Origin of the sequence: Treponema pectinovorum (assembly GCF_900497595.1) — a bacterium.
Lineage (GTDB): Bacteria > Spirochaetota > Spirochaetia > Treponematales > Treponemataceae > Treponema_D > Treponema_D pectinovorum.
The window spans coordinates 1-24,273 of record NZ_UFQO01000002.1 but is presented as its reverse complement, the minus strand read 5'-3'; the positions used below and the strand labels follow the sequence as shown (position 1 = coordinate 24,273).

24 protein-coding genes and 1 tRNA gene are annotated in these 24,273 nt (G+C 31.6%); 21 read left to right on the top strand and 4 right to left on the bottom strand.

The annotated features are described in order from the left end of the window. Window positions 1–322: 322 nt before the first annotated feature. Window positions 323–4,210 (top strand): EAL domain-containing protein, encoded by a 3,888-nt coding sequence (locus tag FXX65_RS02510; protein WP_147614951.1) that lies wholly within the window; start codon window positions 323–325, stop codon window positions 4,208–4,210. Between the two features lie 123 nt (window positions 4,211–4,333). Here FXX65_RS02510 and FXX65_RS02505 read toward each other — a convergent pair whose 3' ends face one another. Continuing rightward, complete coding sequence (locus tag FXX65_RS02505) at window positions 4,334–4,666, bottom strand: cupin domain-containing protein (protein WP_147614950.1); 333 nt, start codon at window positions 4,664–4,666, stop codon at window positions 4,334–4,336. A 556-nt stretch (window positions 4,667–5,222) separates the two neighbouring features. Here FXX65_RS02505 and FXX65_RS02500 point away from each other — a divergent pair. The 3 genes from FXX65_RS02500 to FXX65_RS02490 all read left to right on the top strand — a co-directional run bounded on the left by FXX65_RS02500 (window position 5,223) and on the right by FXX65_RS02490 (window position 7,681). Next, window positions 5,223–5,564 carry a phenylpyruvate tautomerase MIF-related protein gene (locus FXX65_RS02500; protein ID WP_147613279.1) on the top strand — a complete coding sequence of 114 codons (342 nt, stop codon included), beginning with the start codon at window positions 5,223–5,225 and terminating at the stop codon, window positions 5,562–5,564. A gap of 41 nt (window positions 5,565–5,605) precedes the next feature. Continuing rightward, the gene (locus FXX65_RS02495) at window positions 5,606–6,820 is read left to right on the top strand and encodes a cytochrome c biogenesis protein/redoxin (protein ID WP_147613278.1); all 1,215 of its coding nucleotides are present in this window, start codon (window positions 5,606–5,608) and stop codon (window positions 6,818–6,820) included. A gap of 369 nt (window positions 6,821–7,189) precedes the next feature. Beyond that, entirely contained in the window at window positions 7,190–7,681 is a 492-nt protein-coding gene (locus FXX65_RS02490; RefSeq protein WP_147614949.1) for an Hsp20/alpha crystallin family protein, read from the top strand. 269 nt (window positions 7,682–7,950) lie between these two features. On the opposite strand, the gene FXX65_RS02485 is transcribed toward FXX65_RS02490, so the two are convergent. The 3 genes from FXX65_RS02485 to FXX65_RS02475 form a co-directional block, all read right to left on the bottom strand. Continuing rightward, window positions 7,951–8,023 (bottom strand) — tRNA-Met (locus FXX65_RS02485). Window positions 8,024–8,047: 24 nt separating this feature from the next. Continuing rightward, window positions 8,048–8,740, bottom strand: coding sequence for a PrsW family glutamic-type intramembrane protease (locus tag FXX65_RS02480; RefSeq protein WP_147614948.1), 693 nt, complete (start codon window positions 8,738–8,740; stop codon window positions 8,048–8,050). A 174-nt stretch (window positions 8,741–8,914) separates the two neighbouring features. Next, on the bottom strand, window positions 8,915–9,208 hold the full coding sequence (locus tag FXX65_RS02475; RefSeq protein ID WP_147614947.1) for a hypothetical protein: 294 nt from the start codon (window positions 9,206–9,208) through the stop codon (window positions 8,915–8,917). A gap of 131 nt (window positions 9,209–9,339) precedes the next feature. On the opposite strand from FXX65_RS02475, the gene FXX65_RS02470 reads away from it, so the two are divergent. From FXX65_RS02470 to FXX65_RS02390, 17 genes are all read left to right on the top strand, one after another. Further along, a complete protein-coding gene (locus FXX65_RS02470; RefSeq protein ID WP_246104332.1) occupies window positions 9,340–9,849 on the top strand; it encodes a ferritin in 510 nt (169 codons plus the stop codon). A gap of 299 nt (window positions 9,850–10,148) precedes the next feature. Further along, window positions 10,149–10,577, top strand: coding sequence for a bacteriohemerythrin (locus tag FXX65_RS02465; protein ID WP_147614946.1), 429 nt, complete (start codon window positions 10,149–10,151; stop codon window positions 10,575–10,577). 18 nt (window positions 10,578–10,595) lie between these two features. Beyond that, entirely contained in the window at window positions 10,596–10,871 is a 276-nt protein-coding gene (locus tag FXX65_RS02460) for a hypothetical protein (protein WP_147614945.1), read from the top strand. A gap of 121 nt (window positions 10,872–10,992) precedes the next feature. Continuing rightward, window positions 10,993–11,655 (top strand): acylneuraminate cytidylyltransferase family protein, encoded by a 663-nt coding sequence (locus FXX65_RS02455; protein WP_147613272.1) that lies wholly within the window; start codon window positions 10,993–10,995, stop codon window positions 11,653–11,655. 1 nt (window position 11,656) lies between these two features. Then, window positions 11,657–13,096: a lipopolysaccharide biosynthesis protein gene (locus FXX65_RS02450; protein WP_147614944.1), complete on the top strand. Its 1,440-nt coding sequence runs from the start codon at window positions 11,657–11,659 to the stop codon at window positions 13,094–13,096. After that, window positions 13,093–14,346: a hypothetical protein gene (locus FXX65_RS02445; protein ID WP_147614943.1), complete on the top strand. Its 1,254-nt coding sequence runs from the start codon at window positions 13,093–13,095 to the stop codon at window positions 14,344–14,346. Before FXX65_RS02450 ends, FXX65_RS02445 begins: the two co-directional genes overlap by 4 nt. After that, entirely contained in the window at window positions 14,333–15,067 is a 735-nt protein-coding gene (locus tag FXX65_RS02440) for an acyltransferase (protein WP_147614942.1), read from the top strand. The genes FXX65_RS02445 and FXX65_RS02440 overlap by 14 nt, the downstream gene beginning before the upstream one ends. Window positions 15,068–15,069: 2 nt before the next feature. Beyond that, entirely contained in the window at window positions 15,070–15,978 is a 909-nt protein-coding gene (locus FXX65_RS02435; protein ID WP_147614941.1) for an NAD-dependent epimerase/dehydratase family protein, read from the top strand. Next, window positions 15,971–17,146 carry a glycosyltransferase family 4 protein gene (locus tag FXX65_RS02430; RefSeq protein WP_147614940.1) on the top strand — a complete coding sequence of 392 codons (1,176 nt, stop codon included), beginning with the start codon at window positions 15,971–15,973 and terminating at the stop codon, window positions 17,144–17,146. Before FXX65_RS02435 ends, FXX65_RS02430 begins: the two co-directional genes overlap by 8 nt. A 3-nt stretch (window positions 17,147–17,149) precedes the next feature. Then, window positions 17,150–18,235: a GDP-mannose 4,6-dehydratase gene (gene gmd / locus FXX65_RS02425; protein ID WP_147614939.1), complete on the top strand. Its 1,086-nt coding sequence runs from the start codon at window positions 17,150–17,152 to the stop codon at window positions 18,233–18,235. A gap of 6 nt (window positions 18,236–18,241) precedes the next feature. Further along, window positions 18,242–19,435, top strand: coding sequence for a hypothetical protein (locus FXX65_RS02420; protein WP_147614938.1), 1,194 nt, complete (start codon window positions 18,242–18,244; stop codon window positions 19,433–19,435). Beyond that, the gene (locus tag FXX65_RS02415) at window positions 19,428–20,351 is read left to right on the top strand and encodes a glycosyltransferase family 2 protein (protein ID WP_187116197.1); all 924 of its coding nucleotides are present in this window, start codon (window positions 19,428–19,430) and stop codon (window positions 20,349–20,351) included. Before FXX65_RS02420 ends, FXX65_RS02415 begins: the two co-directional genes overlap by 8 nt. A 2-nt stretch (window positions 20,352–20,353) precedes the next feature. Beyond that, window positions 20,354–21,070: an IspD/TarI family cytidylyltransferase gene (locus FXX65_RS02410; RefSeq protein WP_147614936.1), complete on the top strand. Its 717-nt coding sequence runs from the start codon at window positions 20,354–20,356 to the stop codon at window positions 21,068–21,070. Window positions 21,071–21,073: 3 nt separating this feature from the next. Beyond that, window positions 21,074–22,108 carry an NAD-dependent epimerase/dehydratase family protein gene (locus FXX65_RS02405; RefSeq protein ID WP_147614935.1) on the top strand — a complete coding sequence of 345 codons (1,035 nt, stop codon included), beginning with the start codon at window positions 21,074–21,076 and terminating at the stop codon, window positions 22,106–22,108. Further along, window positions 22,105–23,001 carry a LicD family protein gene (locus tag FXX65_RS02400; RefSeq protein WP_147614934.1) on the top strand — a complete coding sequence of 299 codons (897 nt, stop codon included), beginning with the start codon at window positions 22,105–22,107 and terminating at the stop codon, window positions 22,999–23,001. Before FXX65_RS02405 ends, FXX65_RS02400 begins: the two co-directional genes overlap by 4 nt. Next, window positions 23,002–23,823: a glycosyltransferase gene (locus tag FXX65_RS02395; RefSeq protein ID WP_147614933.1), complete on the top strand. Its 822-nt coding sequence runs from the start codon at window positions 23,002–23,004 to the stop codon at window positions 23,821–23,823. Between the two features lie 3 nt (window positions 23,824–23,826). Further along, the coding region (locus FXX65_RS02390) for a polysaccharide deacetylase family protein (RefSeq protein ID WP_147614932.1) at window positions 23,827–24,273 on the top strand (447 nt) is incomplete at its 3' end.

Here is a 24,273-nt window from a genome sequence, read left to right as displayed (position 1 = left end):
TAAAAATATTGAATATTCGCTAATTTTATCTTTTTAAAATTAGTGTGAAAAGCAATAAAATCAATTTTTATAAATATCTGGAGCGGATATCAACAAATGTTGACATTGAAAAATTTTGCTCTAACTATATTTTGCATAAGAAAACTTTTTCATCACTAACTGTAAATTTCTAACGAACTGTATTTTTATAATTTTATGATAGCAAAACGAATTTTATTGTGATGATTTCGATTAAATTTACAATGAAGTCTACTGTTAGAATAATTTGATTTTAAATAGAAAAAATCTTTTTTTTGGTATAAATTCAGAATTGAATAGCGCTATGAAAAAAATGAATAAAAAAGATGCTGTGCAGGCAAAAACAATAGAAAAGGATTATCTCACTGGTTTATACACGAGAGGGCAATTTTTAGAAATGCTCGAGCAGTGCAGAATTTTTGTTTTGTGCAACAGCCAAAATTCAAAGGATTCACCTTCGTGTGTTTTAATTTATTTTAATGTTTCAAAATTCAAACTGCTAAATTCAACTTTTGGACTTGCCGCTGGCGATGAATGTCTTAAAAATATCGCAAAAATTTTAAAAGAAACCTTTGAAACGGATTTTATCTCGCATTTTTTTAGCGATCATTTTGTAGTTTTTTTTGAATGTTTTGACCAAAATGTTCTTCTGCAAAAAATTGAACAAGCGCATTCTAAAGTTCTTGCTTTGCACAATAATTTTAAACTCAAATTGAGTGCAGGCATTTTTTATTATGACGGAAGTTTAGAAGCAAGCCTTTCCTGCGATCTTGCAAAAATCGCGTGCGATGAAATAAAGAAAAAAGAAGGCAAATCTTTTTACAACATATATTCAGAAAAATTAAAAAGCGAACTTGAGTTAAAAAAGTATATTCAAGACAACATCGATAAAGCGGTAACCTTTGACTATATTCAAGTTTATTTTCAGCCGATTATAAGGACTTTGAGTGGCAAACTTTGTAGCATGGAAGCACTCGCTCGCTGGCAAGATCCTGTAAAAGGTTATCTTTCGCCAACGACTTTTGTGCCAGCGCTGGAAGAAAATTCGCTTACATATAAATTGGACTACTATGTTATAGAAAAAGTAGCAAAACTTTTAAGAGCGCGCTTAGACAAAGGGCTGGAATGTGTGCCAGTTTCTGTAAATCTTTGTAGGTGCGATTTTGACGTTTCTTCGCCGTTTGAACAAATTGAAAAGATTTTTTCGCATTATAATTTGCCTCACGAGTATCTTTGCGTCGAAATTACAGAATCCGCAATAATGGAAAATCCCGATGCGATAAGGAGCGAGATTGAAAAATTGCGTCGCTCTGGCTATGAAGTTTGGATGGACGATTTTGGAAGTTCGTATTCTTCGCTCAATATTTTAAAAGATTTTTATTTTGATTTGATAAAAATCGATATGGAATTTTTGACGGATTTTAATGAGCGCTCAAAAAATCTTATTTCTTCAATCGTCGACATGGCAAAAAAACTCGGTTTACACACGCTTGCAGAAGGCGTTGAAAAAGCGGATCAAGTTGAGTTTTTAAAGCGGGTTGGATGCGAGCGAATTCAAGGGAATTTTTTTGACAGACCTCAATCGGAACACAATTTTTGGTATCACTTAAATCAAAAAAACATAACTACAGAAACAGAAGTTTTCCGTTCATTTTATGATAAAGTTGGCGAAATCAATTTTTTAACAGAAAATTCGCTTGGGCTTTTTGAAGATTATGGAAAAACTGTAAAGGAAGTTTTTATCAACGAAACCTATCGAAAAAATCTTGCGGATGTAGGTTATACAGAAGATAAAATAACAGAAAAGGTTATGAAAAATACTTCGTCGTTTATTGTGCAAAAGATACGCAATACCGCAAATTTGGCAGCAGTAACTCATAGTGAAGAAAACATAGATTTTGTTTTTAACGAACGATTTTTTAAGATAAAAATTAAGCTTGTTGCAGAATGCAAAGAATGCAGAATGTTTCAAGCAAATATTTATTCAAGCGAATTGGATATAACAAAAGAGCATGTTTCTGAATTGGATTTGACTTTTAGAAATTTAATATTGAATTACGACAGTATTTATCTATTCAACTGCGAAGATAATTCGGTTCAAATCATATACTCGAATGGAATTCAGGAAAACGACGACTCAAATCAAAATGAAATTTTAAAAATGGCGAAGTATGTCTATTGGAAAGATAGAGAGCGTTTTTTATTGTTCCATACTTTTGAATATATATCTTATGTCCTTAATAGAACTGGCAAAGAAAGTTTTTCTGAAGAATTTAGGATAAAACAAAAAGCTGGCAATTTTGAATCGATAACCTATACAATAATCTCGCTTCCAGAAAAAAATGGAAAAAAATATCTTATAGGTTCAAAACTTTCTACTCTTTATAAAGAAGCCCATAAAGACAAAATTGAAGATGAAGTCGCCCAATCTTCTTATTTGTATTTTGAAAATGCAATAAGTTCAAAAATTTTGCAACATACGCAAAAATCATTAACAGAGGTTTTTACTCACGATACAAATCTTTGGAATGCTCTTTTGGAACAATCAAATATAAAATTTTTCTGGAAAGATTTGAACAGACGTTTTGTTGGTGCCAGTAGAGCATTTTTAGACTATTATGGTTTTTCTCATTTAAGAGAAATTTTAGGCAAAACCGATGAAGATTTAGGCTGGTATTTGGATGATGAGCCATTTAGAAACGATGAACTTCGAGTTCTTCAAAATGGCGAAGTGCTTTTAGAAGTTCCTGGTCAAAACGTAATTCAAGGAATTGTTCATAATATATCATCTACAAAATTTCCAGTTTACGAAGAAGGTAAAATTTGCGGTCTTTTGGGATATTTTGTAGATAACGATAAAATCTTGTCTGGAGATGAAAATATTGCAGATTCTCCTTCTGTGGATTCTTCGACAGGTTTTATGACAACAAGAGGTTTCTTAATTTCAATCTTGGAACTTTACGATAATTATCTATTGCATAATCAAAATTTTGCTGTAGGCGTTATGGAAATTCCTTCGTATACAGGTTTTTATAAAATCTATGGAAGAGAAGCCGCAGAAGAACTTGCAAAAACAATAGCCGATAAAATGCGAAAATATTTTGATAAGGGAACCATTTTTGCTCGTTTGCAACTAGATAGATTTGCAATCTGTAAGAAAAATGAAAACGATGTAAAAAAGATAAAAGATAAAATCGCCGCCTGTGCAAGTTCAATAAGAGATATTCATGAAGTAAGCGGAAAAAAATGCCTTTTGCATGTTAGCTATGGTCAAGTTTTAGGTTCAGAAGCGAACTCAGCAATTCAATTAGCAGAAATTTTGATTGGTCGCATGAATGCAATGCAGAAAAAGAGTTGGGATTTCTCTTCGCAAACAATAAATTCACAAATTAAAGAATTTAAAATGTTTTTTGACACAGTGCGCATAATTAGCATTCCTTGTAGAAATGTAGTTTCTTTTAAAGAAGATGGAACTCTTGTAGAAGTCGAACAAAATTGCTGTACGATTTGGCAACGCGAAAAAAAGTGTACAAATTGTACTTCTGCAAAAGCGATGGCTATTGAAGGAAATGCTTCTAAAATTGAGATTTTGGGCAAAAATATATTTTTCGTAAATTCTCAATACGCAAGAATCGACGGCAATCCTTATATCATAGAACTAATCGTAAAATTGGAAGGGCTGCAATTTTCTGGATACGATGAAAAAGCTAAATTTTTTGATAAACTTTCAGCGTTTAGCGATGAGATTTATATAGATTCTCTCACAAAAGTAAAAAATCGAAAGTATTATGATGAGCAAGTTTCGGCTCTGCCTTTTACAGCGGTTGCTTTTTTGGATATGAACAAATTTAAGGATATAAATGATACTTTTGGTCACAGAGAAGGCGATAGAGTTTTGCATGACGTTGCACTTGCAATAAAAAACAGTGTAAGAGATAGCGATATTGTCTGCCGCTATGGTGGAGATGAATTTGTAGTTTGCTTTAATAATATTTCCAGAGAAACTTTAAAAGACAGATTGGAAGATATTCAACAAAATGTGGGAAAAGTTACTTACGGCAAAGATGGAAAAACCTGTTGCAGTATTGGCATTGGGGCTTGCTACGGAACAGATAAAGCCGACAATTTGGTTTTAAAAGCGGACGAAGCATTATATAATTCAAAGAGTCTAGACAAAATCGTAATAGTGTAAATTTTGCAGCAAATTTTAGTTCGTCTGCAACTTGAAAAACTTTGCCTTTTTAGCATCGCTATGAGTTTTTATAACATCTCGTTGACGCAAAAATATTCTCGTTTGCAAAATTGAAGATTTATGTCAAACAAAGTCTTTTCTGTACGGATTAAAAATATCCAAAAGCACGCCTTCTTCCAAACACACACAACCGTGAACAACATCGTGCATTTTTAGCATAGTGTCGCCTTTTTGAACAACCTTTTTAACACCATCAATTTCAAATTCAAATTTTCCACTTACAATATAAGTAATCTGCGTATGCGGATGATGATGCAAAGCACCCACAGCACCCTTTTTAAAAGAGTTCTCGACGCACATCAAATCGTCGCTGTAAGCCAAAACCCTTCTTGTCACACCCTCGCCAGCATTAACGGCAACAGTGTCTTTGTAAAATACCCAGCGTTCGTCTTTCAAAAAAAAGCCTCCAAATTAAAGATTAAAATTTTGATATTTTTATTTTAGAATTTTAGGGCGGCTTTTTGCTTCACTTCGTTTCGCAAAAATCAGGCTATCCGGGGTTCCGCTAGTCGCTTCATTGGCGTTGCACGCCAACGGCTTCGCCGCCCCTCCTATCCTTGCCGCATAATGATGCGCAATCTAGCTAGGCAGATAAAATTCTAAAAAAAAAGAGCCGGGTGCTTCCCGGCTTTTATATGCCATTCATCATAATTTATGATGGGCATTTTATTAAAGTCCTGCACATTTGCAGGTATGTTTTATCTAAAATTTGACCTTCAAGAGGTCTGCTCTTTTTGTCGGTAACATCAACGCCTCCTTGTCGTGCAGCCGGTGCTAAGTCCTCATCTCTTTCCTTGCTACGAGTAAATCTTAGCATGGATATATTTTTTAGCAACAAAAAAAACGCATTTTTATAAATTAAAATTTAGTTTTGATAAACTTTTTACTTAATATTTATTGAAAAAAAAATTACCGCATGCTATTAAAAGAATACAAATTTGGAGGTTTCTATATGCCGATGATTGAATCTAAAATCAGTATCTGTGTTTCACAAGAAAAGAGAGATATTCTGAAAACAGAATTTGGAAAAGCGATTTCTATACTTGGAAAACCAGAATCTTATCTTATGCTCGGTTTTGAAGATAATTATGACTTGTATTTTGCTGGGGAAAAAGTTGAAAAAGGTGCGTTTGTTTCTGTAAAACTTTTTGGTGGAGAAAATTCTTCTGCCTGCAACGAGATGACTGCAAAAATTTGCGAAATTTTTAAGCAGCAACTCGATATTCCTTCCGACAAAATCTATATAACTTATGCAGGTTTTAAAAATTGGGGCTGGAACGGAAGCAATTTTTAAAATTGAATTTTACATAATATTTAAAAATTTAGAGGTTTTTTATGAATGATTTTGACATAACTTTTGTGACTGCCTTTTTACAGGGCATTTTGAGTTTTTTTTCTCCTTGCGTGTTGCCTTTGCTTCCAGTTTATTTTGGATACCTTTCTGGAGAGGATTACACGAATAGAAAAAAGTCCATTGTAAATTCTTTATTATTTGCAGTTGGTATTGGTTTTGCTTTTTTTATTTTAGGGCTTGGGGCTACAAGTTTAGGACAAGTTTTTGCAAGGTATAGAAGTGAATTTTCTATCGTTGGGGGAATTTTGATAATTCTTCTGGCTTTTGTACAGTTGAGCATTTTTGGAAAATTCTTGATGAGAGAAAAAAGACTCCCGATAAATGTAACAAAATTGCGACTTTCTCCAATAACTGCAATTTTGATGGGCTTTGTATTTAGTTTTGCATGGACCCCTTGTATTGGGCCTGCTTTAGCAGGAATTTTGATAATGGCGGGGCAAGCAGAATCTCGTAGCAGCGGAATGTTTTATATTGCACTTTATACCTTGGGGTTTGCAGTTCCTTTTATAATTACAGGGTTTTTTGTAAGTTCTATTCTTGCTTTTTTTAAAAAGCACCGAGCAATTGTAAAATGGACTGGTCGTTTGGGCGGAATCCTATTACTTTTGGTTGGAATTTATATGGTTTATTTGGGAGTAATTTCTATTATTGATATGAATAGAATAGAAGAAGAACAAACAAATGAACTTGTTAAAGGAAAAAATGGAGAAATTATAGATGTTGCCTCTAAAGGACAAACTTCTCAAAAAGAAAAAGAATATGTTCCTGCACCAGATTTTAAACTTTCTGACCAATATGGAAACATTTGGAATCTTCAAGATTTAAAAGGAAAATCAATTATTTTAAACTTTTGGGCAACTTGGTGTCCTCCTTGCAGAGCGGAAATGCCAGATTTTCAAAAGGTGTATGAAGAATTAAAAGCACAAGGAAATGATAAAGTTATTATACTAGGAGTTGCTTCTCCAGGAGGAAACAGAGATAAAAGCAGGGCAGAAGTTGAAAAATTTTTAAAAGACAATGGTTATTCATATCCGATTTTAATGGATGAAAGTGGAAAAGTTGTGCGCGATTACTATATTTCCGCTTATCCAACAACATACCTTATAAATTCTGAAGGAAAAGTTGTTGATTACGTAATAGGAATGCTTAATGAGCAAAGTCTGCGCCATATTGTTGATTTAGGAATGCAAAATTGAGTCAAAAAGACACTTTTTAACAAAACTGATTCAATTTGACACGGAATTTGATATTCCGATGGATATTTTTGATAGAAATTGTGTCATTTGCGGCAGGGGCTGTAACCCCGGCGCAGCCGTTCGGGAGCGAGCAAAGCGAGTGGACGAATGCAGCGCGCAAGACGCGAAAGGGTGAAAGACCCGGTTTTTTGTGTATTTTACGAAAATTATGTAAATTTTCTAAGATTACACAAAAAAGCCGCCCAAATAAAAAGAAAAATAAAAGATTTTATAAACTATTTAAAAAAGTTGGCATACCTCTTGCTAGTATATAAGTGAAGTTGATAAAAAACTTCATAAATTAACCTAAGTTATAGTTGGAGGTAAGGTATGAACAATTTGACACTTTTTAATAATCTTTTTGATGGTTTTGGATTTGACGGTTTTTATGATATGCCGTCTTATTCTGTAAAAAAATCTTTTGCCACTCCTAAGGTTGATGTAACCGAAGAAAAAGATGCTTACAATATGGAAATGGAGATTCCTGGAAAAAATGAAAAGGACATTCACGTTGAATTAGACAATAATGTTCTTACGATTTCTTACGAAAAGAAAGAAGTTGAAAATTCTGTTGTAAATGCTGATGGCTCAAAGGAAAAATCTGAAAAGAGCGAGAAGTCCGAGAAGTCCGATGGAAAAAAGGATGAACGCAAGTGGATTTTGCGCGAAAGGACAACTTCTTCATTTAAAAGAAGTTTTACACTTCCAGAAGATGTAGATTTTGAAAAAATCAGTGCTTCTGCAAAAGATGGGATCTTAAAAGTTGTAATGCCAAGAAAACAAGCACAACTTCCAAAAAAGATTTCTATAAATATCGCTTAGTTTTTGAGCGGTTGTGTAAGATAAAAACCTTGTAAAAATGCCGCCTTTCTTCTTGATTGCGTTTGTGGTTGAGAAGGAAAGCGGATTTTTTTTTGTTTGCGATGGGAAGGGGGAAGGACTTGCAGTTATAGGTGGCTCAATTCGCTGATGCTCGCGTCCTTGCCCGCTTTTCGCCTGTTGGTGCGCTGATTTCGCTTCAAGTCCTATTTTTTTAATGAATGTCTTTAAAATAAAAAAAACATCCTGCGTTTTTGCAAGATGTTTTGTGTTAGCGGGGGCAGGACTTGAACCTGCGGCCTCCAGGTTATGAGCCTGGCGAGCTGCCAGCTGCTCTACCCCGCGTCGTAATGTTCGAATAGTATATAGTTAGATTTTGGTTGTGTCAACTTGTGAATCTTGCAAAATACTGTTTTTATACCAAATTCTGCATTCGAGTGCTGCAAAAAATATTGCAACGATTGAAAACCAGTAAAATCCGCTCTTGAATCCTGCAAAAAAATTGTAAATTCCGTGAATTAAAACTGCCCAAACAAAAGGCATTATGTTTGAATTTTTCTTTTTAAACATCCATAGGTGAAGTCCGCTTAGGCCTGCACAAAATGTATGAACAAGCACGCTCGTAAACATTCGGCTTACGAGTAGCGAAAATATTTCTTTTGCACCCATTAAAGCGTTCGCATCGCTTATTTTTTTTACAAAATAGATTGCAGATTCAAAACTGCCTAAAGTCATTCCTGCTAAAATTGCGCATGAAAAATATGCGGCAAGCGAAAGTTTTTTTTGAGGAAGAAATCCCATAAAAAAAAGTTTGAATGATTCTTCAAGCAAACCGTTAAAAATAATTGCGGTTATCAAAAGATTTATGACTGTGTTTGCAAGAAAAATCGGAAGAGTTAAAACATAATGCTGAACAAAAGCTGCTGGGGCAACCGTTAAAAGCCCCAAAATGCAAGCCCAAAGTGCATAGCGAATTTTTTGACCAGGAACTAAAATTACAATAAGAAAAAAAACTGCCAAAAGAGGAATAAAAGTCATTGCGAAAACGGCATAAACATTCATTCCCAAAGAATACCGACTTTAGATTCAATTTTCAATGTAAGATGGTAACTTTTTGCAGTGCAATTACACTGCAAACTGAGCAGAAATTGCATAATTCACAGTAATTTTAGACGGGCAGAAAAAAGCAAAAATCTAAATATAAAATCGTGAAGTTTTTTGCATAGAATCTTAAACTTACAACCAGTCTTTGTAGTTTAGAAAAAAATGATCGCCAGAACGGCCGTCTATTCCGCGCGAAAGTTCGATTTTGTCCTGAGCATTTTCTTCTTTATATACTGCAACCGAATACCAAAAAACACAATCCACATCATCATCGTTTTGGTTTACATAGGATGAAGGCATTTCGTACATAAAAAAATATTTAAATTCGTCGGATTCTTGAACATCATCTATATCTAAAGGGAGATTTACGCCGTAATAAAAACTTGCCACTTTTTTTGAGGCATTTACAAATTCTTGTTTTGTCATTCTTTTTTTATACCGTTAAACAAAAATCAAAGCAATCGCCTTTAAAAAGTTTTGAGTAGCGTTAAAATTGCTTTTAGTTGAACAAAGACTTATACTTTAACATACTAATTTATTTTATGGAGGCTAAAATTATGGATAAAGAAGTTTCTAAGTTGTTGAACGAGCAGATTAATAAAGAGATGTATTCTGCATATCTATATCTTTCTATGGCAAATTTTTATGAAGAAAAAGGTTTAACAGGTTTTGCAAATTGGTTTGAAATTCAAGCAAAAGAAGAAATGGACCATGCTATGATGTTTTATTCTTATATGCATAACAACGAGCAAAAGGTTAGTCTAGAATCGATTGCAAAACCAGACAAGGTTTTTAACAATTTGGGCGATCCATTAAAAGAAGCTCTTGCACACGAAAAATATGTTACTGCTTTGATAAATAAAATTTACGATGCAGCATTAAAAGCAAATGACCATCGCACGACTCAGTTTTTGGCATGGTTTATAGAAGAACAGGGCGAAGAAGAAAAAAATGCTTCTGATTTGATTACAAAGATGAGCCTCTTTGGTGAAAGCTCGCACGGGCTTTACCTTTTAAATAACGAATTAAAAAACAGAACTTATTCAAAACCATCTGTGGAAGAATAAAGTTTAATTTGCATTGCGTTTTGCATGCTCTAGATTTTACTGCGTAAGAGATAGGAGCGGTGAGCGCAAGCGAAACCAAACGCAATAGCCAAAATTTTGTTGTGTGGCAAAATATGATTTGTTATTATAGACAATTTTTGATTTGAAATTTGATATTTTGTTGCGTTTGGTCGTAGGCTTTAAGCCGTAGCCGCGGATAGCTCGGTTTTTGCCTTGCTCCCTTTGTAAAAATCGACAAGGCAAAAATACGCCCATATAAAAAATATTTTTATAACAAGAGACATTTTAAGGAGTTTATTATGGATACAAAAATTGAAAGAATTGAATGGAACGATTCGTATTTGCTTGGTGTTGACGAAATTGACAAGCAGCACAAACAGCTTTTGGCGATTGCAAACGAACTTTACGATGTTGTTACCGGAAGTGAAGACGAATACGAAGAAAAAATGAAAGTTGTATTGAAGAAGCTTTCTGACTACACGGTTTATCATTTTACTTCCGAAGAAGAGTTGCAGCAAAAAATTGGATATAATGGTTTAGATTCCCATAAACTTGCACATGACTTTTTTATAAAGGAAATTGGATTTCAACTTAAAAAACTTTCGACAGAGAATAAAGCAAACGTGTTAAGTTTTTATAAGTATATTGCGAACTGGGTTTTGACGCATATTGCAAAGGCAGATAAACTTTGGGCAATTTACATGCAGAATAGCGGAAAAACTGTTTAATCGTTTAGAAGTGATTTTATGAGCAAAGACAGAATCGACACAGAAGACTTGGAAATAACTTGGAAAACTATTCAAAAGTACCAGAATTATGAAAACAACACGGAATTTTATAATTATCTGCGTGCTGTAAAATATGCGATTGAAGTTATAGGCGAGCCGAGTGCCGATTCTTTTTCTGAATTGAGCGAAGTTCAAGTTGATATGGTAAAGCAAATTTGCGAAGTCTATAGTCAGCTTGCAAGCTTAAAAGGTCCTGCAGGGCAAGCGGTGCGTAACATATTGGGCGATATTTAGATTTGTGCGTTGTGTATTGTTGGCTTGTGAAGTCGTGAGACAGGTGGCGTGTGTCGTTTGTGGTGTGTGGTGGAGTTAAAGGCACTTAGTTATAGCTAATAACCGGTAGAAGGAGCAAAAAGTGAAAACTGCATGTTTTATCCCTATAAAAGAGAATTCAGAGAGAGTTCCTGGTAAGAATTTTCGTATTTTAAATGGGAAAAAACTTTATGAACATATTATTGAGCATGTCATAGAAGCAAACTGTTTTGATGCAATTTATATAGATACAAATAGTAAGGAAATTTGCGAATATGCAAACGGCAAGAATCTATATGTTATAGAACGCCTTGAAGAGTTAGCTCAGAATACAGCAAATGGAAACGATTTGCTTGTATATCATAGAAATCTAAAAAAAGAGTATGATTATTATTTTCAAATGTTTGCGACGGCACCTTTTTTGCAACCAACAAGTATTGTTACTTGTGCAAATGCATTATTGAATAGCGAAGATTATGATTCATGTTTTACAGCGATAAAAAATAACGGATTTTATTGGTTTAACGGGGTGCCAGTAAATTATAGACCTGGAATTTTGCCTAGGAGTCAAGATATGACTCCTGTTATTGAAGAGACCACCGGTATGTATGGAATTACAGCAGAATCTTTAGACCGATATAAATGTAGAATAGGACGAAATCCTTATATTCATTTAGTTGATAAATTTGAAGCCGTCGACATAAATACCGAAGATGATTTAAAAATTGCTGAATATATTGGAAAAGTGCATTGGATGCATAATTAACATGAATAAATTTTTCCAAAAGTATAAAAACCTATCACCTGCGGTGATTGCTTCATTTTGGTGTGCTATATGTGCAATCATACAAAAAGGAATTAGTTTTTTTACAGTCCCTATATTTACAAGGCTCATGACACCCTCCGAATACGGTAATGTCAATTTATTTTTAGCATGGGAATCAATAATTGCAATTTTTGCTACATTAAATTTGTCGTCTGGTGTTTATAATGTTGGATTAACAAAATTTGAAGATAGCAATGAAAAATTTACATCTTCTTTATTGGGACTCTCACTTTTAACGACCTTTATTGTTTTTACTTTGTTAGGGATTACTTATCCAATATCAGCAAAATTATTGGGATTAAATAAATACACTTTTTTTATGTTATTCATTTTTGTAGCATGTTCTCCCTGTATCGAATTTTGGTCGCAAAGTGAAAGATTTAATTTCAGATATAAAAAACTCGTTTTTATTACTTTATTATTAGCGATTTTGAACCCTATTTTGGGTATTTTTTTGATAAAATATTCAGCGCTTGATAATTATTACGCAAGAATAGTTTCAATCGTTGTTGTTCAATTTTTTATTTCTTTGCCAATTTTCTTTGTACTCTTAAAAAAGAGTAATTGCCTATACGAAAAAAACTTTTGGAAATATGCACTAAAATTCAATTTACCACTTATACCACATTACTTATCAACAATAATTTTAAGCTCATCTGATAGAATAATGATTGGATATCTATGTGATGCACGAAGAGCTGGTTTTTATAGTGTGGCTTGGGGTTTGTCTTATACGGTTACAATTATTACTAGCAGCATAAGTACAAGTTTGAATCCTTACACTTTTAAGAAATTCAAACAATTAAAATTTAACGATGTGGCAAAGGTAGCAAACCTTATAATTATTTTAGTCGCACTTTGTTGTCTGGGATTTATTGCTATTGCGCCCGAGTTGATGCATTTTGTTGCACCTGCTGAATACCAAAATGCATTTAGGGTTATTCCTCCTTTAGTAAGTTGTTCTTATTTTATTTTTATTTATTCGTTGTTCGGAAATGTCGAATTTTATTTTGAAAAAAGCAAATATATAATGGTTGCATCGATAGTTGGAGCTCTTTTGAATATTGGCTTGAACTATATATTTATACAAATTTTTGATTATGTTGCTGCTGGGTATACATCCTTGTTTTGTTATATATGTTTTGCTTTTGCTCATTATGCTTTTGCAAAGCGGATTTGTAAAAAAAATGGAAACATCAAAATTTATAGTAATAAATTCATATTCGCTATATCTACCATATATACAGTTTTAACCTTTTTGCTTACTTTTATGTATAATTCCATTATTTTTAGGTATTCTTTTGTTGTAGCTATTTTTTTGTTGATGGTGTTTTTTCGAAAACAGATTATTTACATTTTAAAGGAAGTAAAAACAAAATGAGTCAAAATGAATTAGATGCCATTATCGAAAAATTGAATGGAGAAAGATTTTATAAACTTGAAAATTTTGAAATCGGGACTGTGTTATGTGTTTTGCTGCATTCAAAACTAAATGATAAATCAAAAATTCTTAAAATTAGCAAAAAGAATCTTATTATTGAACTTTTATTTAATATGCTCACAAAAAAAGTAAGGATAATGAATAAAAAAGGAAATAAACTCTTTTTATTTTCTAATGCATATTGGGAACGTGCAGACCACAGAGCAAGTTTCAATAAGGTTTATAATCTTGCAAAAGATTCTGTCTTGATATCGCATGGTTTTTCAATTTCAATGAAAAATTTTTTTTGTTTTTATAAATTTTATAAATGGTATAGAAGTTTAAAAAAATATTTTTCAAAAGAAGAATCTTTATTCATTGCAGTAGAATTGTTGAACGCTTATACAGATTTTTCTTTTATCAAAAAAGAAATAGACAAAAAAAAATATAGAGTTTTTACCACTTTGTGCGATGTTCATCCAGTAGATTGTATGTCTGTTCAATATTGCAATCACCTTGATATTGATACTTGCACTTTGCAGCATGCAAATTTATTAGGCTTTTCATTTAAATATTCATTAAGCAAATACTTTTTGGGTTTTGGGCAATATTCTCAAGATATAGCTAAAGAAAATCAGTACAAGGGAACTTTTTATAAAATGGGTTTCCCTAAAGAAATTGGAAATATAATACCCAATTCTATGACCATAAACAATTTTGGTATAATAGGAGTTGTTTTTTCTGATTTCAACACAAAATTTGACGATTTGAATATGTTAAAAATTGTAATGAAATACGCAAAAGCAAATAATATAAAAGTTTATGTAAAGCTTCATCCTGCAACTAAAATTGATGATTATACAGGTGTGGAATGGAATAAAGTTGAACAGATTTGTGGCAAAGAAACAACCATAGATGATTTTAAAAATAGAATTGATATTGCAGTAATAAGTAATTCAACTGTTTTTTCAGAATACACTTTTGCACTGTTCCCCGCAATTTTGTATAAATGCAAGCTTGACCGATACCAAAACATAACTTGGTGTAAATTTTGGGATGAAAAAACTTTTGATAATCTCATGAAGGTTTTTTATAACGATAAAGATTTTTTTGCAGAGAATATGAAACAAACAAGGTTATATTTTAGCGATGTAAAAAATATTAAAGAAAATTATCAAAATTTTTATAAAAAATACGATGACACTTTATAGAGGATTTACTTTGAACATAAAAAATATGCTTACATACAAACAGCGTGCGTTAATAAACGAATTTGTTGATTTTTTTAAATTTAGGAAAGTTATTAAAGGCCAAAGATGTTATATAGATAAAACCGCTCAATTTATTGGGAAAGAATGTGTTGTATTGGGCAATAATGTTTGTATTGGTATGAATGCAAATATTAACATTAACGGAAATAGGGAAGACAAAATAAAAAGGCTATTTATAGGTGATAATTCTTATATTGGAAGAAATTTTTTTGTATCAACTGGAAAAATTGTAAAAATAGGTGATTATTTTATGGCTAGTCCAAATTGCTCTCTTATTGGGCAGGATCACAATATATCTAATCCTTTTTTTTCATATTTAAATAGTAAAATGGAGTTAACAAAGGAAATTATTATAGAAGATAACGTTTGGTTAGGAGACAATGTAACTGTTGTAGGAAATGTAAAAATTGGACGCGGAAGCATTATAGGAGCAAAAAGTTTAGTTAATAAAGATATTCCTCCTTTTTCTATTGCTGTAGGAAATCCTTGTAAGGTTATTAAAAGATTCGATTTTGCAGCAAAAAAATGGGTACGAGCAGAAGACTTTAATGGAGAAAAACTTATACCAAGTAAGGAAGAATATGTAAAAATTGTAAGAGAGAATAGTGGTAATCCAGACATGCCTATTATTGCAGCAACAAATCGGTTTGGAGGTATTTAATAATGGCGTTTCAAAAAGTTCTTGTAGTTGGTTCAAAAGGCTTTATTGGCACTGTTTTATCGCAATATCTAGGAACTAAGCATAAGGTTTACGAAGTTGATATTCTGCCAGATAAAAAAAATAATTATTTTCAAATTGATAAAATAAATCCAAATTTCAATGAGATATTTGAAAAAAATGCAATAGATATTTGTATAAATGCAAGTGGTTCTGCAAATGTGTCCTTATCGTTAGAAAACCCTTTAAATGATTTTAATGCAAATTTATATAATGTTGAAAAAATATTAGAGGCAATAAGGCTGTCAAAACAAAATACAAGGTTTATAAATCTTTCAAGTGCCGCTGTTTACGGAAATCCAAAAAATCTTCCTATAAAAGAATCGGCTCTCATAAATCCTATTTCGCCTTATGGGTATCATAAATATATGGCAGAAAAAATTTGTGATATGTATTCAAATATATATGGAATAAAGTGTTATAATTTACGGCTTTTTTCTGTATATGGAATAGGACAAAAAAAATTGGTTATTTGGGATATTCTTAATAAGTTTTTGACAGAATCAAAAGTATGCTTATTTGGAACTGGTGCAGAAACTCGAGATTTTATAAATGTAGTTGATGTTGTAAAAATCATAGAGTTGTTTATTTTGGATAATAGTATAGATGTCGGATGTTATAATGTAGGTAATGGAATTCAAACTTCTATAAAGACTGTTGCGTATAATATAAAGAATATATTGAACAGTCAAAAAGAAATTATTTTTGAAGGTAATAATAGAGCAGGCGATCCTGTAAACTGGGAAGCAGATATTAAGAAGATTTTGCAACTGGGATACAAGCAAACTTGTAATTTTGAAGATGACTTACATGAATTTGTAGAGTGGAGTAAAAATTTAAAAACATATGATTAGGGTAGGTTTTATTTTTCAAGATAATTTAGGACGCTGGAATGGTGGCTTAAACTATTATAAAAATTTAGTTGATTTAATTAATGGTTCAAATGAATTTGAGCCATATATTTTGGCTTCTCCAAAGTTAAAAGTTATAATCGATGCAAAATTTCCAAATGTAAAATGTTATTATTCGAATCTATTTACAGATGGTTCAAAACTTTCTTATGTAAGAAAATTCTTTTTGTACTATTTTAAATACGAAATATTGATAAATAGAATTTTAAAAAAATACAAAATTGATATCGTATCTCATAACGATTTTTTCCCATTAAACAAAAAGACACCTTGTCCGTGCTGTAGCTGGATTCCAGATCTCCAGTCTTTTAGATATCCCCAACTTTTTTCAGAAAAAGCAGTAGTTAGAGAAAAATTTGTAAGGCAAATTATTTTGGATAATTCAAAATATGTTGTGGTTAGCAGCTACGATTCTAAAAAAGATTTAAAAGAATGCTTCCCAAAATTAAATGAAGATAAAATAAAAGTGTTCCACTTTACACTTCCGCCTATTAATAAAGTTAATGATTATTCAAGAGATATTTTAGATAAATATAAATTGGATGAATATAAATTCTTTTTAATAACGAATCAATTTTGGGCTCATAAAAATCATATAATTGTCTTAAAATCTTTAAAGGAATTGATTGATCAATATAAAACTTTAAATTTCAAAATTGTTGCTACGGGATTACAAAAGGACTCAAGAGATTTAGCGAATTTCAATATAATTACAAACTACATTAAAGAAAATCAATTGCAAGAATATTTTATAATGACAGGAAATATTCCTTACAATGATGTTAAATGTCTTCAATATTATAGTACAGCAGTTATTCAACCATCTTTATTTGAGGGATGGAATACAGCGGTAGAAGAGTGTAAATTGATAGGGAAAAAAATAATCCTTTCAAATATTCCTGTTCATCTGGAGCAGAAACCTGCTAATGTTGAATATTTTAATCCTCATGATGAAATTGAATTGGCAAAAGTATTAAAAAAAGTATTTGATAATTATAATTTAATTGATGAAAAAAAATTTGAGTCTATAGCAGAGACCTTTCAAGAATCAAACTGGAATAATTTTAAAGAAGAATATATAAAACTAATAAAAGAAACCTTAGGAGCCTAAATTATGGAAAGAAAAGTAGCATTGATTACAGGTATAACAGGACAGGATGGATCTTATTTAGCAGAATTACTGCTTTCAAAAGGATATGAAGTTCATGGAATTATAAGGAGATCTTCATCTTTTAATACAGGGAGAATCGAACATTTGTATATCGAAAAATTAGTTGCGGATTACCATGCAGAACGCAGGTTGATTTTACATTACGGCGATATGACTGATTCTATGAGCATGACTAGACTTATAAAAGAAATTACCCCAACAGAGATTTATAATTTAGCGGCCCAATCTCATGTTCGAGTGTCTTTTGATGTTCCCGAATATACTGCTGATACAGATGCAACTGGAGTTTTGAGAATTTTGGAAGCGGTTCATTTTCTTGGTATGGAAAAAACATGTAGAATTTATCAAGCTTCAACATCTGAATTATTTGGATTGGTTCAAGAAATTCCTCAAAAAGAAACAACTCCTTTTTATCCAAGAAGTCCCTACGCAGTTGCGAAACTCTATGGTTTCTGGATTATGAAAAATTATAGAGAAAGTTACGGGATGTTTTGTTGTAACGGAATCTTGTTTAACCATGAATCTGAAAGACGAGGTGAAAATTTTGTAACTAGAAAAATTACTTTGTCTGTTGCAAGAATTGCTAATGGATTGCAAAAAAAGTTGTATTTAGGAAATTTAAATGCAATGCGAGATTGGGGATATGCTAAAGACTATGTAGAATGTATGTGGTTAATGTTGCAACAAAGTAAACCAGATGATTACGTTATAGCGACAGGAGAACAGCATTCAGTTAAAGAATTCTGTATAAGAGCGTTTAACGAAGTTGGAATCGAATTAGAGTTCAAGGGAAAAGGTGTTGATGAGAAAGGTTATAACAAAAAAACAGGGGAAGTCATTATTGAAGTTGATCCTAGTTATTTTAGACCAGCAGAGGTAGAAACCTTGTTAGGGGATCCTACAAAAGCAAGAACTGAATTAGGATGGAATCCTCAAAAGACGTCGTTCGAACAACTTGTTAAACTGATGGTTAAAAGCGATATGAAGTTTGTGAAGAATGAATATCAATTAAGAAATGACAAATTTTAAGTTTGTATGAAAAGTTTATACAAAATAAGATTATTTGAGCTATCAAAAATATTTCTTTCATTATTAATTATTACTATTAATATTCGTGAGCCTTTTTTCCATACGAGAGAAATTTTTTTTGCTTTATTTTTATGTACTTCATTTATTTATGCTGATTATTCAAATATTGGTAATTCTTTATTGTTATTGTCAATTTGGGGAATATCTATTACCTATAATCTAATAGTACCAGGAAGTAATATAGATTTTTCAAGGGGAATTTTTGAGACAGTCATCGCATCTTGCTATTTATATTTGACCTGCTTTAATACAAAGAAATATGCTTCATGCATTATAAAATCATATATGTTTGTTGCAATACTAATAGCACTTATTACAATTGTGCTTTGGATTATATGTATATCTTCAAAAATTTATTATGCTGCTTTAAAGACATATTTCGATACACTTTTAGAAAAAAAAAATTTAATGATATGTAGTATTGATAATAGAAATATTCTTGGGAAATTTTTTGTTACCGTCTATTATAGAACCGCTCCTTGCATGATTGGAGCGTTGGGGTATAGCCTTATATGTAGGCTCAAAGGTTTGAAAAAAAATACTTTTACAATTGTTATTCTTGCGTTTTCTTTGTTTGTTTCAGGCGCACGTGCTAATATGATGTGCGCATGTTTATTGATTTTTTTATATGTATTTTTTTATTTGATTAAACATAAAAAATTTGTTACAGCATTTATGCTAATTACAGTTTTGCTTTTTATGGCTATATATTTTGCAATTCTTTTCTTTACAGATTCAAACAGTGCTTCAACAGGAATAAAAGTTCGAGACATGACTTCTTATAGCGCAGTATTTGACTCTGATCCGATTCGTTTTACTTTTTTTGGTTGGGGTAAAGGTTCTACATTTTTCAGTTTAGGTAGATATAAAGATGTTGATATTACAGAACTTTCACATTTAGAGACTATTCGGCGGTATGGGCTTATATCGACTATAAGTATTTTTGTTTTTATTTGGTTAAAGCCAGCTATTAAAAAAATGTTTTTCGAGAAGAATATTTATAAATATTTTTATATTTTATCGCTTTTAGGCTATGTTGTTACAGCTTGCACTAATCCGTTCTTAATTGATAGCGTAGGTTTTTGTGCCTTATTATTTTTTTTAACGTTTTTTAAATATGGAGAAACAATCTATGATTAGTATAGCTATGACTACCTATAACGGTAGTAAATATTTGCAAAAACAACTTGATTCTATTTTGAACCAAAGCATTTCTGATTTTGAACTTATTATTTGCGATGATAATTCAACCGATGGAACATTTGAAATTCTTAAAAACTATGAGGAGAGTGACTCAAGAATAAAAATATATAGGAATGAAAATAATCTTGGATTTAGAAAAAATTTTGAAAAGGCAATTTCTTTATCTTCTGGCGAATATATAGCCTTATGTGACCAAGATGATATTTGGATTGAAGATCATTTGAAAATTCTGGCAGAAAATCTTAAACATAAGACAGCATCAGTTGGAAATGCACAAATAATAGATGAAAATGATTTCTTAATAGGAGATTTACTTTCTGAGCGAGATAGGTATTTTGTAGATGGTGATGATGGATGGAAGTTGTCGAGGATTTTATTGTATGGAAATCCTTTTCAAGGGACATCTTCGATGTATAAAAAGGAACTATTCAATTATGCTTTACCTATACCTGAAAAAGTTGAATATCATGATGCGTGGTTTAGCGCGGTAGCTTGCTGTATGAACGGTTTGTATTATACTTTTGAACCAATAACAAATTATAGGATTCATTCAAACAATGCTTCTGGTAATCATAAAATTTCCTTTTTTAAGCAAATTGTAAATACCTTAAATCGAAAGGGGTTCCCTACTGATAGATTAGTGTTTGTTCAAGAACTTAAAAAAAGGGTTCCTGTACTGAGCGAAGGAATAAGGCAAATTTTGACAGAAACTGAAGAATTTTATAGGAACAGGGAAAATAAACGAAAATTTAAAGTTATGACTTTTTTAATTAAAAATTACAAAAGAATATATTCGGTTTCGAATTATAAACAACTAGTTCCTAGGTGTATCGCAATCCTACTTAGAGGTTAATGATGAATAATGTACTAATATTTGCAGGTGGTTCTGGCACGAGAATGAATAGTCGGGCTAGACCTAAACAATTTTTACAATTTTATGGAAAGGAACTTATAATTCATACACTTGAGAATTTTCAAAATCACCCAGAAATAGACAATATTTTTGTTGTTTGTATTGAAGATTGGATTCCGTATTTGAATAAACTTTTGTCTAAATATCAAATCGATAAGGTTAAGAAAGTTGTCCCTGGAGGAAAAACAGGACAAGAATCTATTTTTAAAGGACTATGTTCGATAAATGAATTGCTTGGCGAAGACTGTGTTATTTTGATTCATGATGGCGTTCGTCCTTTTGTCAATGAAGACTTGATTTCGGAATGCATAAAGTCCGTAAAGGAACATGGCTCAGCAATAACGGTTGTTCCTGCTATAGAAACTATTGTTACAACGGAGAATGGGAAAATCAAAACAATTACAGATAGGAGCAAATGTTTCCATGCAAAAGCGCCGCAATGTTTTAATCTTAGAGATATACTTTCAGTACATAAGAAAGCTATAAAAGACGGAAATTTAAATATGATAGATTCTGCCTCTTTGATGCAATTTTATGGTTATGAGCTTTATACGGTTGAAGGTAATTTTGATAATATAAAAATTACTACACCAGCAGACTTTTATACATTTAAAGCTTTATATGAAGTAAGAGAAAATCAGCAGATATTCGGGTTATAGAATATGAATTCAATATTAGATAACGATATAACAGAATTAGTTTCGCAAAAGAAATATTTTCAACACTTCGAAGGCTCTTCAATTCTGATTACAGGAGCGACAGGTTTAATTGGTTCTATCATTGCAAAGGCATTGATTAAATATGGAAAAATAAAAGTTTTTGCTTGTTGCAGGAATAAAGAAAAATTTAATTTAATTTTCAAAAATTATGAGTGCGAAAATCTTATACCAATATATTCTGATATATTCGATTTAAATATTTCGAATCTCGATATTAACTATATTGTCCATGGGGCAAGTGTTACTGATAGCAAAACTTTTGTCGAAAATCCTATAAAAACCATAGATGTGGCTGTTGACGGAACTAGAAATTTATTAAGACAGTGTATTGGAAAAAAGATAAAAGGGTTCGCCTACATGAGCTCATTGGAAGTTTATGGTTCTTTTGATTATTATGAAGGAATAAAAAATGTTACAGAAGAAGATTTTGGAAGTATAAATCCTATTTCTGTTCGTTCAAGTTATTCTGAAAGTAAGCGAATGGTGGAAAATATTTGTGCATCTTATTCTAAAGAATTTAAAATTCCTGTAAAAATTTGCAGACTATGCCAAACTTTTGGTGCAGGTGTTGAATACTCTGATAATAGAGTTTTTGCTCAATTTGCACGTTCAATAATAGAAAATAAAGATATTATTCTAAAAACCAAAGGAGAGACTGTTAGAAATTATTGCTATACAACAGATGCCGTCTCTGGAATTTTAACAGTTTTATCTAAAGGAAAAGTTGGAGAGGCTTACAATATTGCAAATAATGAAACTACAATTTCAATTGCAGATATGGCAACACTTGTATGCAATTCATATTCAAAAGGAGCTAGTAAAGTTATTTTTGATGTGACTGGGGATGCTTCAAAATTTGGGTATAATCCCACTGTAAGAGTTAAATTAGATTCAAAAAAATTGATGTCTCTAGGTTGGAATCCAGTTGTTTCGCTTGATGAAATGTATAAAAGGCTTATTGGGGGAATGATAAAATGAATCTTACAGGATTATTGTTAAAATCAAATCTTCCCGTGCGTGAACTTTCTGAAGAAGAATCTAAAAAATTGAAAATGACACTTTTGGAGATGTTTAGAGATATAAAGAAGGCTTGTGAAGAAGAAAACTTGACAGTGATGTTAGGAGGAGGAACCTGTCTAGGAGCCGTCCGACACAAAGGTTTTATACCGTGGGATGATGACCTTGATTTAAATATGCTTAGATGTGATTACGAAAAATTTCCAAAAGCATTAGAGAAACATTTCCCTAATAAATATAATTTGGTTGGACCTGAGGTTTCGGATAATTATTCTCTTCCATTTATAAAGATAGAAAAAAGAGGAACTGTTATAAAAACAGTTTACGAGTTTGAAGATGAAAATCCTGCTATTGGAATTGATTTATTTCCTATTGAAAATATCCCTGACGGGAAGCTTCCTCGCTTACTTCATGGGTTTTGGAATAATTTTTATCAATATGTTGCAGTTTGTGTGAAACTTTGGAAACGTAGGAATTGTCCTGTAACTAAATTGCTTTTGTCTACAAGTGAAGGAAAGAAATCATTAAAAATAAGATTCTTTATTGGAAGATTATTTAGTTTTAGAACATATCAAAAATGGTATGAAAAATGTGATGAAGTTGCAAAAAAATATAAAAAGAAAAGAACAAGATGTGTAACAGTTCCATCAGGACGATGTCATTATTTTGGCGAGATTCAAGAGCTTTCGGATATTATCCCCCCTAAAGAATGCATGTTTGAAACTGAAAATGCATTTATTTACAATAATGTGGAAAAATATCTTTTATCATTATACGGAGACTATATGCAAATACCTCCTATAGAAAAACGAGAAAAACATTTTATTGTTGATATTAACTTTGGAGATATATAAATGCATACTAATTTTTCTGCAACTATAGGATGTTATAAAAATGATAATCCAGAAGATTTCAAAACTGCATTTTTAAGTATTTATAATCAAACAGTAAAACCTTCGGAAATAATAATTACAGTAGATGGGCCTATTCCTCCAGAACTCAATGAGTATGTTCAAGAATTTGAAGATAAATATGGCGCAATTGTAATTCGCTCAGAAGTTAATGAAGGGCAAGGCATAGCTCATGCTAAAGCTGTTCTTCGATGTAAATATCCGTTAATAGCTTTAATGGATGCGGATGATATATCTGTTCCTGATAGATTTGAAAAGCAATTAAAAATTTTCGAAAACGATCCTGACATTGATATTGTTGGGGGCTATATTAAAGAATTTATTGATGATTGCACAAATGTGGTAGGAGTTAGAATAGTTCCTGAAACAGATTCTCAAATAAAAAAATATTTAAAAACTCGTTGTCCTATGAATCAAGTTACAATTATGTTCAAAAAAGATTCTGTATTAAAATCTGGAAATTATCAGCATTGGCATTACGACGAAGATTACTTTTTGTATTGTAGAATGGTTTTGAATAATTGTTGTTTTTATAATATTCAAGAAAATTTAGTGAATGTGCGAGTTGGGAAAGAAATGTATAAGCGTCGAGGAGGCTGGAAATATTTTAAAAGTGAATCCAAATTACAGGGATGGATGCTAAGCCATAAAATAATTTCTCTTCCGCAGTATATTATAAATGTGTTTATTCGATTTTGTGTTCAAGTAGTTATGCCAAATAGCATTAGAAGTTTTATATTTAAAAGTTTATTTAGAGGAAGATAAACGATGCGAACTATTGTTTTTACTTTTGATGATGGTAGAAGAGATAATTATATATATGCTTTCCCCATAACAAAAAAATACAATATACGAGGGACAATTTTTGTAACTACTGGATATGTTGATGGTACATGGGAAGATGCGTTTCGTTCTTTTCGCTCTTCTGAAGATTGCATACAAATACAAGAATTGAAGGATTTACGAAAAAATGGCTGGGAAATAGGTATCCATGGAGATAAACATAAAACAGAATATAGTGATTTGTGCAATTGTATTAATAAAATGAAAATCTGGGGTTTTGGAGAGAAATTCGGCTTCTCTATCCCGAATTCTGAGTTTGATGTTGTAGAAATTAAAAAAATCCTAACTTCTAGAATTACTAAAGATTCAGTAATGTACATACGATATGGTAGGAAGATTAACACAAAAAATTTTTTCTATAGAGTATTGTAC